The organism is Bdellovibrio sp. ZAP7 (assembly GCF_006874645.1).
Taxonomy (GTDB): Bacteria; Bdellovibrionota; Bdellovibrionia; order Bdellovibrionales; family Bdellovibrionaceae; genus Bdellovibrio.
In genome coordinates this window covers 1048882-1062965 of the sequence record NZ_CP030082.1, presented here as the reverse complement: position 1 = coordinate 1062965, position 14084 = coordinate 1048882, and the positions used below count along the sequence as shown (strand labels likewise).

General features: G+C 42.2%; 13 protein-coding genes. 5 read left to right on the top strand and 8 right to left on the bottom strand.

The features are described 5' to 3' along the window. Positions 1-188: 188 nt before the first annotated feature. From DOM22_RS05210 to DOM22_RS05180, 7 genes are all read right to left on the bottom strand, one after another. Complete coding sequence (locus tag DOM22_RS05210) at positions 189-392, bottom strand: hypothetical protein (RefSeq protein ID WP_142699361.1); 204 nt, start codon at positions 390-392, stop codon at positions 189-191. Between the two features lie 36 nt (positions 393-428). After that, the gene (locus DOM22_RS05205; protein WP_142699360.1) at positions 429-2738 is read right to left on the bottom strand and encodes a DEAD/DEAH box helicase; all 2310 of its coding nucleotides are present in this window, start codon (positions 2736-2738) and stop codon (positions 429-431) included. Then, positions 2728-3420: a hypothetical protein gene (locus tag DOM22_RS05200; RefSeq protein ID WP_142699359.1), complete on the bottom strand. Its 693-nt coding sequence runs from the start codon at positions 3418-3420 to the stop codon at positions 2728-2730. Before DOM22_RS05200 ends, DOM22_RS05205 begins: the two co-directional genes overlap by 11 nt. Positions 3421-3611: 191 nt before the next feature. After that, on the bottom strand, positions 3612-4700 hold the full coding sequence (locus DOM22_RS05195; RefSeq protein ID WP_142699358.1) for a hypothetical protein: 1089 nt from the start codon (positions 4698-4700) through the stop codon (positions 3612-3614). A 166-nt stretch (positions 4701-4866) separates the two neighbouring features. Continuing rightward, on the bottom strand, positions 4867-5505 hold the full coding sequence (locus DOM22_RS05190; protein WP_168196564.1) for a helix-turn-helix domain-containing protein: 639 nt from the start codon (positions 5503-5505) through the stop codon (positions 4867-4869). Positions 5506-5619: 114 nt separating this feature from the next. After that, positions 5620-6495, bottom strand: coding sequence for a DUF2971 domain-containing protein (locus DOM22_RS05185; protein WP_142699356.1), 876 nt, complete (start codon positions 6493-6495; stop codon positions 5620-5622). A gap of 203 nt (positions 6496-6698) precedes the next feature. Beyond that, the gene (locus DOM22_RS05180) at positions 6699-7283 is read right to left on the bottom strand and encodes a TetR/AcrR family transcriptional regulator (protein ID WP_142699355.1); all 585 of its coding nucleotides are present in this window, start codon (positions 7281-7283) and stop codon (positions 6699-6701) included. A 131-nt stretch (positions 7284-7414) separates the two neighbouring features. On the opposite strand from DOM22_RS05180, the gene DOM22_RS05175 reads away from it, so the two are divergent. The 5 genes from DOM22_RS05175 to DOM22_RS05155 all read left to right on the top strand — a co-directional run bounded on the left by DOM22_RS05175 (position 7415) and on the right by DOM22_RS05155 (position 13385). Further along, positions 7415-8143: a sterol desaturase family protein gene (locus tag DOM22_RS05175; RefSeq protein ID WP_142699354.1), complete on the top strand. Its 729-nt coding sequence runs from the start codon at positions 7415-7417 to the stop codon at positions 8141-8143. Positions 8144-8262: 119 nt separating this feature from the next. Next, a complete protein-coding gene (locus DOM22_RS05170; protein WP_168196563.1) occupies positions 8263-9498 on the top strand; it encodes a DUF2254 domain-containing protein in 1236 nt (411 codons plus the stop codon). Between the two features lie 243 nt (positions 9499-9741). Further along, a complete protein-coding gene (locus DOM22_RS05165) occupies positions 9742-11217 on the top strand; it encodes an ATPase domain-containing protein (protein ID WP_142699352.1) in 1476 nt (491 codons plus the stop codon). Positions 11218-11376: 159 nt separating this feature from the next. Beyond that, the gene (locus DOM22_RS05160) at positions 11377-12831 is read left to right on the top strand and encodes a response regulator (RefSeq protein WP_168196562.1); all 1455 of its coding nucleotides are present in this window, start codon (positions 11377-11379) and stop codon (positions 12829-12831) included. Positions 12832-12935: 104 nt separating this feature from the next. Next, the gene (locus DOM22_RS05155; protein ID WP_142699350.1) at positions 12936-13385 is read left to right on the top strand and encodes a hypothetical protein; all 450 of its coding nucleotides are present in this window, start codon (positions 12936-12938) and stop codon (positions 13383-13385) included. A gap of 48 nt (positions 13386-13433) precedes the next feature. On the opposite strand, the gene DOM22_RS05150 is transcribed toward DOM22_RS05155, so the two are convergent. Then, on the bottom strand, positions 13434-14084 hold the full coding sequence (locus tag DOM22_RS05150; RefSeq protein ID WP_210415686.1) for a restriction endonuclease: 651 nt from the start codon (positions 14082-14084) through the stop codon (positions 13434-13436).

The following is a 14084-nucleotide window of genomic DNA, read 5'->3' as shown; positions in this document are numbered from 1 at the left end:
TTCAGCAATAAATCGCAATTAAATCCCGAGCAGATTCAGATACTTAAGAATTTAGCTCGATCGAATTACTTTGCTTCTACCGAGCCTTTTCAGAAGTTTCAGCCAGCAACTCTCAAAGATTTTAGCTAGTTATAAACTTGCTTATCACGTAGAGGTCCATTCCAATCATTAAGCAGGAATTCATTCAGTCACTTTTCGTCTGTCGTCTTCATTCCCAAAAGGATTATCTGAGCAATGATATCTCGAACCTCATTTGCTCTTTTCTCAAACTGATCTGAGGGCTCTGGAATTGGCATGAGTTTAATTTTTAATACATCTGGAATTCCAGAAACTGTTCTCGGTCTTCCTCTTTTCCTATTCTTCTTACCTTCGTTTTTTTTAATCATAAGCATTTTCTCCCTCCAGGTAGAGTCACCCTAGATTAATGCTTAAATATAGCGTTGGATCACTTTCAGCTTCTCGTCAGACAATTTTTTAATTGTGTTGGCGAATACAATCTCCTCGGTATTAACCTGCTCTATATGTGGCTTAAGCCACTCGATCTCCTCGAAATCAAAACCATATCGAAGTAGATAGATCTCTATCGAGTCATCGGTTCCGTAACGAATAAAATTAATCAACTTTTTGGCTCTCTCGTCTTTTGACCGTTCGAAATACACCTCAAACACTGCACATAACGGGTCAACCATTGAAAGCGAGATTACTTTATCTAAATAGTCATATGTATCATAAATAACATGATCATAAGACAAGTCCTCTGCAGCTGTTTTTGTAAAAGACCATGATCGGGATAGTCGCTTATCAGGAATCGGCGCCGGAGCGGTTTGAACTCGGGCTTCTAATTTACTTAGCAGCTCCTTGGCTTCGCCTTTCTTGATCTCTTTATTTTTAAGACGCTTCTTAATTATCTTCTGTTCGTCTTTTCTGGATAGATATGCAAATCTCATAGATACAATCTGGCTGAATGATTTACCTTGAATCCTCCAAAGTAGAATTGGTATAGCGGTACTTAAGACTGACTTCTCTGCAGTCGTTAGTTCTTGCCTAATTAAATGGACTGAATACAGTCTGCCTAGAGTTTCCTTAATTTTCTTTCGCCGAGACTCCCCAAGCGCATTGTATTGATTCCCCGTTATTACTTCATTTTGTCCGAAAAAACTGTCTAGCAAAAATGATACATCACCATTGATATCCGCAGCCTTTATTCGATCAACCTGAGATTGAGGCAAAAATAAGTTGTCGTTGAAAGAATTATTTTTTAAGGACTCGACTAGGTCAAATACGTCTTCGTCTTTACCAGTAGATAACAGCTCCAACTGAGATTGTTCTGAAATTTCAAACGCCTGGTTATATTTTTGAAGAAAAAGTTCTCTCTTGTCAGATTCGACAATCGTGTAACCAAAGTCAAAAACATCATTTTTCTGCGACCGTCCAGAACGCCCAATGAGATTCTTTAAATCCAACGGTTTTAAGCGATCTATTCTCGCCAGCCATACGGCATCAAATGGCATATTAATACCTTGATTTAATGTGGACGTCGCAAAACAAATACGTGCGTAACCCGCACGCACAAATTCTTCAATCAAGAGACGTGCTTTAAGTGGAATTGATCCATGATGAATTACAACTCCTTTTCGCATGTACTCAAGGAGATCAGATTTTTTATCTTCACTACTATCAACACCTAGGTATTCGGCCAATTCTGAAATTATTTTTTTGGCTCCATCATCGCGAATTTGGGGGCACGATTTAATATATGGTAAAAACTGCGCATCAAACTCATCTTCATAAAGCTTAGATTTTGCAATGTAAATTAAAACCGAGCCCTTATTTTTAATGATGCTCATCACTGGATCAGTCTTACTAAGAACATCATCACATTCAATATTCGGAGAGAAATATTTGAAACCGTCGGCGCTTCTTTCCAGAAATATTTTTCCGACAGACGCTTGCCTGAAGTTCTCTGACGCCGATTCTTCTTGAATAAAATGCTTCTTCAATTGAGCTTCTGGGTTCTCAACAAACGGATGAGCAAAAACCTTTTTGGCATCCTTGAACTCCTCGCCAATTCTTCGGACAAACCAATCAAATTTTATTCCGCGACTTGGATCTTCAGAAATATGGGCCTCATCCATTAGAAAAAGACCGATAGACAAATGACGGGATATTTTAAAGAGCTCGATCGCTCTTTCCGGGGTCACTATATATATTCGACGCTCTGTCTTTTTTGTGTTTATGTTATCCGCGAACTGCAAAACCAATATTTCATTACTGTCTTCAACAATTTCCATTACCGCTTTGTAGTACTCCGAAATCAAGGCACGCGAAGGAACAACAATTACAATATCCTTTTTTTCTCTCTTGATAAGAGTTCGAAATAAGTATGATTTCCCGGCACTCGTGGGCGCCGAGAATGAGAAATACTTTTTTGCTTTTATCTGCAAATAAATACTCGCTTGTACTGGCGTAAAATACTCATCTAATTCCTTAGAAATTCCCTCTGAATATAGATTATAAACCGTCTCTATAAAACTTCTTGGTTCTAGGGATTTGTAAAATTGGCCCAACACATAAAGCAACTTCGATTCATACTTTGAAAAAACAGGTTGATGAAATTTCTTGGCATAGGACAAAAACTCCAAATCAACCGCATTTACCGGACCTTGAGAATGAATTATTGAAATTCGTCGGCAAATCTCTTCTTCAACACGATCACCAGCAATTATACTATTCAGCACGAACTTCTACTCCTATAATATAGATTTCTGTATGCGTCAGGAGTGACGCCAGAAGGGCACTCTTGATAGCATCCTCAATAGCTTTCTTTTTATTCACGGCATTCAGTGAAAATGCTGCCGCAAAGCCTTTACGACCTTGAAGAAATTCGTCGCAGGCACCCGACTTCGACAATTGCTGTAGCTCCACTAGCTCTCCAGCATCCTTTCCTTCTGCGATAAAATCATTAACCTGTTCTAGAGCATCCTTCCATGGAGATGATCTGGCTTTGTATTTCGCCTCGCCAAAGAGAATAAACTTATTAGGAGACTCCGTATGAAAATCAAATCCGCCATTGCCAAGAAGTCGATTTTTAAAAATATCTGCAATTGGAAACTTTTGGTGAGTGTACTCTATGCAAAGAGATTCTTGTGCCGTAAATGAAACAAGATACTCGCCAAACTCAGAGGTAACTGTATCATCGACCTTACTAAAAATATTTTCAACTAGAGCCTTTATCGTTTTCTCGGCTCTTGATTTGAAAGCTAACTGATTCAAAGGAGTTAATTTTGAAATCCAGCTTGTATCTTGAACAGACTGTATGATCTCTTCCGCCCTAGTCTTTACGTCTGTAACCACAACGTGTATATAATGGACTTCACACGGCACCTTTAGGTCGAATTTTTTCTTATCCTCTATTTTCATCAAATTAATTGTAGTTTATTAGCTTCAACAAGTGAACTATAAGCTTCTAGTACTAAAGACCGGTTTCTTACATGCCCACACCATTATGGACTACTTCTTTCGAAAAACCTCAGCGTCCCACAAGTCTCCATTCTCGACTCATAGATGATCGACGCAATTTACTATCCAACCACAAATAGAGAACTTAAAAATTATACAGAAAATTTCTTCTTCTGTTCTTCAATCCATTGTTCCAATTTTGTGGAAAACAGAAAATCCATACTTGATGGTATCTGATCAACATCCACCACATATTGTGGCTTTAATGTTTTTAAATCGAACTGAACAATTTTACCATGAGCCATTGGAGGAATAGCTTCATCATTTCGCTCCATCCGGCGATAGGTTGCTGTATAAAACCACTTAAAAAGTAATAGCCTCGTAAGTACTGCCTCAATTGGATCGCAAGTATTAAATAAGATCGGCGCGAGCACTCCGTTTTCATATCGACCAACCACCGCAAAGTGAATTGCTTCCGTATCAACAAAGTCTTCATTATTTTTAAAACGCGCTAAATTTTCTAACGTTCGCATGTTTTCAATCAGTTCAACTAAAGAGAGAACATTCGAAACCTCTGATTTGTGACCTACTTGTGACGCCTTCTTTGCCTGTAACATTTCACGAAGAACTTTCGTTTGATTGAAGTCCTGCCAAATCAACCACATCGACCGCGTAGAATTATAAGATACGCCATGATTAGCAGCCACATGGACATCCACCATAAAAGAAGCATATACGTCTCTCGAGATGTCTACTGGCCATTGAACTCTTTGAAGGTGGTCCATTGCTATTCTATTCACAATTATTTTTCTACTATCTCCTGATTGGGTCGCATCTTTTAGTAAATCTCTGAGCCACTCCTTCAATGAATCATCCACATAATTCATTTCACGTCCCACAAGTCGCGAAAGAGTAGCTTTTGAAATATAATTTGATGCGTAGATCTTCTTCTCAAAATGCTCAAAAAGAGTATTTTTGGCAGCTTGCATATTCGAAGCATTGTTCGGAGCATTTCTAATACGCTGAATTGTGGCCTCAAGAACGGCGGGGTCTGCGTCAACGGTGATAGTTCCATATCCCAAGAACTCTGTAATACCTCCTGGAGTGAGAAGAATTAGGGACTTTGTAAAGTCGACCAAACCTCTCTGATTCAACCAAATAACAACATCGTCATATCTCTGGCGTTTTCCAGGTCTCGTCATCTGTTTGATAAGATTCGTGTCAAAGATCCCAGTTCTCATCTTCTGCTCCGTTTAAATACCCGAGGAGTACCCCATGTCGCCGTTCGAGAATTATAAATCAGTTCTGCCCGTGCTTTCAAAAGTGTCCCTTGGATTTTATCTGTATGCGTAACAGTCGACCACATCAAAATTATGCCGATACCCCATTTAATTAACTCACTGAAGTTCATGAACACCTCCTTGAACTCTTCTTATTTTGAGTATTCGCTGATTTATTAGCCTTGGTTTCCTTCAGGTATTTTTCAGAAAACCAAATCCTACCTTTTATCATTTCAAGTTCTTTGGCATCAATTCGCTTGGTGATTGATTGAACAACCCGATAGCTCCACTCCTTACCAGTACGCGATCGCAGTCCTTTTTCCCCAAGTAAATTAACGATGGAAGTAACGGACATCCCCTTGCTCCATAAATCGAAAATCAAAAGAAGCGTTGGGTACTCTTTAGGGTCGCGGACAAGCTCCCCTTCCAAGATACAAAAACCAAACGGCGGCCTTGCCCCAGTCCGCTTCTTTCCTTTGCGCCATCTGTCATAAGGAACTGAAACTTCAGAGTTAGACTCTTTCTTAAGACGTTTAATAGTCTTCCAAACGGTATGCCTTTTAATCCCAGTACGAGCAGAAATGTCAGTAATCGACATACCCTGGCAGTATAAAACGGCAATTTCATCGGAAATTAAGGGGCTGTCTTTTCGAAAAAACTTAATAATATCAAGGGGCGGCCAATTCCTGCTTAATGATGGGGTTGGACATCCATTTTTCTCAAAAAATCCAAAAAAATCTAAGCCAGCTAAATCTCCGCAAGGCATTTGTGCGTCTGCGGGGTAGCAGGACTCGAAGAAGAGAGAGCGTCGTTTCGTCGAATGCTCCGGGGGAGCGTTCGTCGAAAGTGGCAACACGATGGCGTGACAAGTCGGCATTTTTTAGCGAAAGGGCAACGCCGAACGTGAAATTTTGAAATTGGACTGTAGCTTTATTTTGATCTTCTCTAAGGAAGCTGCCTGTAAATCAAATGATGCTTTCGGCCCAACAACGACTTCGTCAAGGAAATGGTGAACAGATGAGATCGACTCATCGACATAAGGAATCAACATTCCCGCTCTTGATCTTACTTTAACTCTTAGATCAATGGATTCAGCTAAAATTACGCATCTCCACTCGGATTCCTCCCTCCAAGCTTTATCTTTAAATCTAAGTGATTGGGTGTAAGCGACCCGAAAAAAGTCCAGCGCGAGTCTACGAACATAAGAAATATTATTAACATTCTGACCTATATTCCTGACGAGATTTACAAACTTCTGAAAAATCGCCCCAACAATCTGCCTCTTCTCACTGTCATCATAAACAATCTTCAAAAGACTCATGTGAAAGGATTTATGGGCTTCTATATCAGAAGTCTTTAAGCCAATTGAAACACCCGATCCAAAATCTCCATATCCTCTCCATTGACTCAACTGATCTTTATTCTCTGTTAAGCAAAAAATATATGGTGCGAGGCTGGGATTTTTACTTTCTTTGGCCATAAATTCCTTCATCCGGTCTATAAAAATCTGTTGGAAATTAAATTGAATTAAGCCGTCCAAACACCCGATGAATAAGTTCATTCCGTGCGAAAACTCTGAAGCATCATTAGTATAATAGGCATGTGTAAGCCACAAAGATTGATTCTTGAGAATATTTAGAAACGTTTCACAACTCGTGTAATGATATAAAACAGAAGGTGAAACAACTGATCCTTCCATGCCACCTTCCATCACAAAACTATTTAGCAACGTCTCAGCTTCCGGCAAAATATCCATTTAATGTAACTCCACTTGATTTTGAAATAAGCAATATTTAGTAGTAATATTTCTTCCGAAGCACTTCAATTGAAGCATTGATATCATAACTCATTTATTAATTTGAGTTAATGAATTCAGCAAACCCTACTCAATCTCGTTTCTGATATATTGACAAGTGGAAGCCCCCACAGCAAATAACTGGGAAAGCTTTTGAAACAGACTTATTCACAACGAAGGCCATCAATAAAATTCATCGCCAACTTCGCTTCCCGCAAAACTCGCGAAGAATCCTTCGAAGTCACCACCCGAAAAGCAAACCCAAGCCTAAGCACCATCACCATCTCCGCAAAAGCGCTCGCCTCCGCCGAACTCATCCCCATAATCTCCATAAGGCTCTTAGAAGTATTCCCAATCCAATACTTCTCATACTTAGCGATCACTTTCCCGATCGCGGTATCAGTCCCACGAAAACGATAATGAAGCTTAATAATAACCGGATTGGCCTGCACCGCTTGGAACACGAACTCAGTGCCCTCTTCCAAACGCTGCATCATCTCCGCACGAGTCTTGGGACGATTCGCCTTCTTGATACGAGCAAAGAATGAAGTAAAAACCTCCCCCGCGTATTCGATCAGGTCCGACTTGTCTTTCCCGATATACTCATAGATCCAAGCACGGGAAACGCCCGATTTGCGAGACACCTTTGAATGAGTCACCCCATTTAAGCCATCCCACTCAATAACCTCTAGAATAGCCAGTGACACCGCCACCTGCTTTTGCTCTTTAGAATCAGCCTTATTCGACATAGATAAATCGTCTCAAAATAGGACCGTGTTTACAAGCTTCAGACCGACAAAAAACCACCTGATCTGTCGGGACCATTCATTCCCATGACCGATACCTCTTGGTAAATTGAAAGCATAGAGACGGAGGCAACATGCTCACGATCACTTTATCAATATTCGTATTCTGCTTTATCCTTGAACGAATCTTTACAGGCTGGAAGCTTCCCGATGTAAAAACCTGGCACATCCGAGTCCTTGCGATCAACATTCTGCAATTAGGTATCGTCACCCTTGCGGGATATACTTGGGAAAAATGGCTTTCCGCGGTTTCTTTATTTAAATTATCAGAACATGTAGGCCCTTGGCTTGGTGGATTCTTGGCCTACTTCTTTGCGACCTTCGTATTTTACTGGTGGCACCGAGTACGCCACACTTCTGACTTCCTATGGAGATACTTTCACCAAATCCATCACAGCCCGCAAAGACTGGAAGTCATCACGTCGTTTTACAAGCACCCTCAAGAGATGCTTGTGAACTCGATACTTGGCAGCTTGATTGTATTTACATTTTTAGGCCTTAGTGTCGAAGCCGGCGCTGTCTATACCCTAATGACAGCACTGGGGGAGTTCTTTTATCACACCAATATCAAAACCCCACAGTGGATCGGATACGTATTCCAGCGCCCTGAAATGCATCGTATCCACCATGAATACAATAAGCATAAGAACAATTATGGCGACTTCGTACTCTGGGACATGATGTTTGGGACTTATGAAAATCCCAAAGAGTGGAATGGCACCTGTGGATTTGATGATGAGAAAGAGCAACGATTGGGTGAGATGTTGTTGCTTCGTGATGTGCATAAATCCAGGACAAAATAAGTGTTGAAGGCCTTTGGTGGTTAACGACCTTTCCAGGAAGTTTACTGTCACACAACATCCTCCACAATTTGTACTGGTTGAACGCGGACCGCGATTTCAATATGGTGGATGGAGGTTTGATGGGACTTAAACTGTTGCAGATCTATAGAAAATTAAAAACCAACCTATCCTTTAGAGCTGGCTTGTATTGCATGGCCGCCATTGCTGCAACATTGTTTTCAGTTTCACTATCCCCCTTGGTGCCCGGCGAACTCTCTGATTTATTAGGGGGTGAGGCTGTTGATCGGATCCTGACAATCATGGCCAGCAGTCTGCTTGCAGTTGTCACATTTTCGTTAGCTACCCTCGTGACCAGTTATGCGAATGTCAACGGAAGCGCTCCCTCGCGAGCAACCGCCCTAGTCATCGGCGATCCCAAGGCACACTCGGCCTTATCAACTTTTTTGGGCGGCTTTATATTTAGTGTGGTTTCGTTGACAGCGTTATCAACTAAATATTATGGCGCCGATGGCAGAGTCATTTTATTTTTTATTACAATCGCCGTCCTCAGCGTGATTATTTGGAAGATTATAACTTGGATCGGTCAACTATCCACTGCGGGACGTCTGGAGCACGTCATGAGGCAAGTTCATGACGTTTCAAAGAAAACAATTCAAGGACAAATAGAATACTTTTCTTGGAATCAAGAGGCATTCAATCCTCCCCCTACCTCATCATTACCGATAGAATCCCCGACAGTAGGATTCGTGCAGACAATTGATTATAAAAAACTCTCGAAAATTGCCGACTCTATAAAAAAACCACTTCACATACTTTTACTTGTGGGAGACTTCGTCACGAAAACCTCCGTGGTTGCAAAAATAGAAACGGATATGATCACAGAGGATATTCAAGAAAAAATTCTCTCCTGCTTTTTATTCGGCTCATCGAGAACATTCGAAGATGATCCACGCTTTGGTCTTATTGTACTTTCTGAGGTGGGATCCCGAGCTCTGTCTCCGGGAATTAACGATCCCGGCACAGCCATACAAGTGCTAGGACACTTAACTCAGCTTCTTTATTTTGCGATAGAGTGTAAATCGGACCATCCTAAAACCATCAGCTCTGATTATTTAAGAATAAGACCTATAACGTGCTCTGAAATATTTGATGACGCCTTCCGCGCGATCGCCAGAGACGGTTCACCCAACTGCGAAGTCAGCATTTTTTTGCAAAAATCATTGGCATCTTTGAGTCACATACCGGAGTATGCGGAAGCTGCCGCGGCCCTGTCGGCGGAAAATATATCTCAGTGCGAAACAAACATGACATCTAGAAACGACATTAAACGTGTGAAGAAAGCGGCCACATCATAGACGTTATGTCTGAAGACAAAAATCCCCAAGATATCCGAATGCGTGGGGATTTTTTCCTCGAATTTTTTTTAGACCAAAACCTAGAACATTCATTCGTTTTCCTGCCGTCGTAAACCACCGAAATAACGTAACTTTTTATTTACGCTCTGCCTCTTCATTTTTCGAGAAATTTTCCCCCATTACGCCCCATTTTTGCATGAAATTAAACCCGTAGGAATGAACTCAATAGTGAGGGTGTAGATTATGAGTACACAGAAGTTAGTACAAACAGGCGTAAATGGTTTGGATGAAGTTTTAAATGGCGGTCTGCCATCAGATCGTCTCTATCTGGTTGATGGGGATCCGGGTGCTGGAAAAACCACATTAGGTCTTCAGTTTCTTATGGCGGGAGTCGCCAATGATGAGAAGGTTCTGTACGTCACACTTTCTGAAACAAAAAAAGAAGTGGAAGCCGTAGCACATTCCCACGGTTGGGATATTTCAAAAATCGCTGTCTTTGAATTACGATCCGCAACTGAGCTGGAAGTCGACAATCAGAATACTTTCTTTCATCCATCAGAAATTGAATTGGGCGAAACGACCAAGGCGATTTTAGATGTTGTTAAAGATATAAATCCAAGCCGTGTTGTTTTTGACTCACTTTCAGAACTTCGCTTGTTGGCACGGGAATCACTGCGCTATCGTCGTCAAATACTTGCTCTCAAACAATATTTCGTCGGAAAAAATACGACGGTTCTTTTACTTGACGATCGAACTTCCGATGTTGGTGATCTTGATTTGCATAGTTTAGTTCATGGTGTGATTCGTCTGGAACAACTTGCACCAGAGTATGGAGCCAATCGACGTCGCATGCGGATTCTTAAGCTGCGAGGAGTATCTTTCCGAGGGGGCTATCATGATTTTGTTCTTAAGCGTGGAGGAATTAACATCTTCCCACGCCTTGTCGCCAGTGACCACGAAACGACAAATGAAACTGGTTTGCTTAAAAGTGGGGTCTCTCAACTTGATCAACTTCTTGGTGGCGGTATAGACCGCGGATCCAGTACGTTACTTATGGGACCTGCTGGAGCCGGAAAATCGACGGTCGCCTTGCAGTACGCCGCTGCCGCCGCAAAAAATGGCGAAAAAGCCGCTCTCTTTTTCTTCGATGAAGGAAAAAGATCACTTCTTAAGCGTGCACAAAGTATGGGAATTGATGTTGCTAGCTATATCGAAAAAGGTACGATCACACTGCAACAAATCGATCCCGCAGAACTTTCTCCCGGAGAATTTGTAAGCCTGGTATGTGATGCCGTCGAAAAACAAAATGCGCGAGTCGTTGTTATCGATAGTTTAAATGGATACATCAATGCCATGCCCGAAGAGCGCTTTCTTATTATTCAAATGCATGAACTGCTAAGCTACTTAAACCAACGTGGCGTCGCTACATTTATGATCGTGGCTCAGCATGGCCTCATTGGCTCCAACATGAACTCCCCCGTCGACGTAAGCTACCTTGCCGATACAGTCCTACTTTTGCGCTTCTTTGAGTCAGGGGGAGAAGTTCACAAAGCCATCTCGACTCTTAAAAGACGCAGTGGCGATCACGAAAAATCTATTCGGGAAATTACCTTCTCACACAAAGGAATTCAGGTTGGAGAGCCTTTAAAACAATTCCGTGGTATTTTAACCGGAGTTCCAGATTTTGTCAGAAACGAATCCCCGGAAAGTCGGCTTTAGATGGCAGCGCTAGAAGAAGGAATTTTAATATTAGCCAGTACGGCAAGAGATTCCGAATCAACTCACAAGATTTTGACTGAGGCGAATCTTTGCCCCTGTATTTGCCGTGATTTTGATGACTTGCTGGTGAAAATCAATGAAGGCGCGGGCGCCCTGCTATTGGCAAAAGAAGTTTTAATTCCACAGAATCAGGAACGCATAAAGAGCTTACTCAGCCTTCAGCCGTCCTGGTCGGATTTGCCTATTATTATATTAGCAAGCGCTGGCGACCTGACCCAAGGAAAGAAAGAAACCCTGGAAGTCTTAAAGTCATTACGAAATGCCACGGTTTTAGAAAGACCTATTCGTGTCGCGACCCTGGTTAATATTCTGGAATCCAGTATTGCCAATAGAAGGCGGCAGTATGAAGTCCGCGACCTTGTAAGCTTACTAGTGGTCGCTCGCCAGGAAGCGGAAGCTGCTAAGGCCGAATCAGATCAAGCCAACAAAGCGAAATCAGAATTCCTGGCAAATATGAGTCATGAAATCAGAACTCCTTTGGGAATTATCATTGGATTTTCAAGTCTTGCCGAAGACGAAAATGCCTCGCCAGAAGAACGACAGACCTATCTCAACACCATTCAACGTAACGGGAATCTTTTACTAGATTTGGTGAACGATATTTTGGACCTTGCAAAAGTCGAAGCCGGCCACATGGCGATCGAGGAAGTCGATACTTCGGTCACGGATATTTTGAACGATATCGTATTGGGTTTAAAACCGAAGGCTGCAGAAAAAAACATTCAACTGATTACAAAGATTCCCGATAACTTTCCGGCCAAACTTAAAACAGATCCCACTCGCGTTCGCCAAATATTTTTGAATGTTATCGGGAACGCAGTTAAATTCACTAAATATGGCAGTGTCACCGCAGAGCTGTCCTTTAAGATCGTCAACAGCAACCATATTGAAGTGAGCTTGCTTGTGACCGATACGGGACTAGGAATCACCGAAGAACAGCGACTGAAACTGTTCAATCCCTTCAGTCAGGCCGACGGGTCAACGACGCGAGAATACGGCGGAACAGGTCTGGGGTTGATCCTTTCCAGAAATCTGGCAAACGCACTGGGTGGAAGCTTAGATCTGGTTGAAAGCCGGCAAAACGTGGGTTCCACATTTAAAATCACGGTCGTCGCAAAACATGCTTTGGACGTACAAAACAGCACCGCAGAAAATGTACCTAAGCCGCAGGCCACATTTAAAGGTTTAGGAATACTTGTGGCTGAGGACTCCCCTGACAATCAGTTTTTGCTTTCAAGACTTCTCAAGCGGGAAGGAATGACCGTCGACTTAGCCAACAACGGACTGGAGGCCATTACCAAGGCTTCAAATAATCAGTACGACGTTATCTTAATGGATATCCAAATGCCAAAAATGGACGGAAACAAAGCCACTTCCTTTTTAAGACAAAGTGGCTACAGTAAACCGATTATCGCTTTAACTGCAAACGCGATTAAAGGAGATAAGGAAAAAGCCCTGGCTTCTGGATTTGATGATTACATAACAAAGCCGATTCAGCGCACCGAACTTTTTGATTCGCTGGAGAAGCTTATGAGAAAAGTAACCCTCTCCTGATAGCTATATAAGTGACAAAACCTCATTGAGCGCAGAGTCATCACCTTTCTTTGACCTTTTACTCTACTCCGGTCAGGCTTATGGGACACGTACGGAGGGGTTTTATGAAAAGTCTGTTTTTGACTGGTGCAATTCTGTTGGCAGGTGGTTTGGCGCAGGCAGCGCAAGTACACTGCGAAGGTTCTTACTACTGGTACAAATTCCAAGCTGATGCAATGACGTCTGGTAACCAAATCGTGGGCGATATCGTAGTCACAGTGAGTGGCGGATCCAGCAAAAGAATCGCAATGCAAGTAACTTCAAGTGATGTTCAAGAGGGCCGTTATATCCGCGCAACAGCTACGGGCGAAGGTGCTGCGGGTCGTTTGGAAACTAAATTTGACGCTTCTTCCAGATCATACTCTGGTACATTGTATGCGAACACTTCTGAAGGTAATGCTGACGTAGACGTTGTTTGCACAATGACTAAAGGTTTGTACCCGCAATTCGATATGTCGGTTGAAGAAGCAAACTTCTTGGGTCTTTACCCAGTTCAGCAACTACCAGCTGAATAAGCTCTACAATCTAAAACAAAAAAGGGAGTCCATGAGACTCCCTTTTTTTTATCCCGCGCGCTTAAAGCCTTTTTTGACAGCCTGATGAACGGTTCGCACAAAATGCTCGTCACGTTTATGATCGATTTTTACCCTGTCATAAACCGGATCAAAAGGAAGATAGTAGTTCTTCTCCCCTGTTGGCGAAACACTGCACTTAATCATCGGATAAGTGCGATTGAACTTCTCTGTTCTGATCTCCACACCTAAAGTACTTGCTGCCTGTTTTGCCAAGCTTGAAAAATTTGAGGTCGAATAAAAGATAGCTCTGGTCGTACGGTTTGGATCTACTGAGGTGAGCTTAAAGTGCGTCATCTTACCAAAGAGCTGATAAATATCGTTGTCATGAACGACACGTCGTCTGCCGAAAGCTCTTGTTTGAATAACCAAAATTTCTTTGGGCGTTTTGACAATAATATCGCGCCCCTGATCCACGTGACCTTTCAGGCCCGCCAGATAAGAAACATCATAACCCTGGTTTTCATACTTATGACCCACATAGCGTTCATAGAAGCGAACTGCCTGACGTGGCGACATCGGCTCATTCAAAAAACGATCGAAGTCTTCTTGAACTTGAGAGTCGTCAGTGGAACTTCGAAATGCAAAAACGGCTATAACCGCGACCAGCAAAATGACGAAGGCGACCAGATGATATTGCAT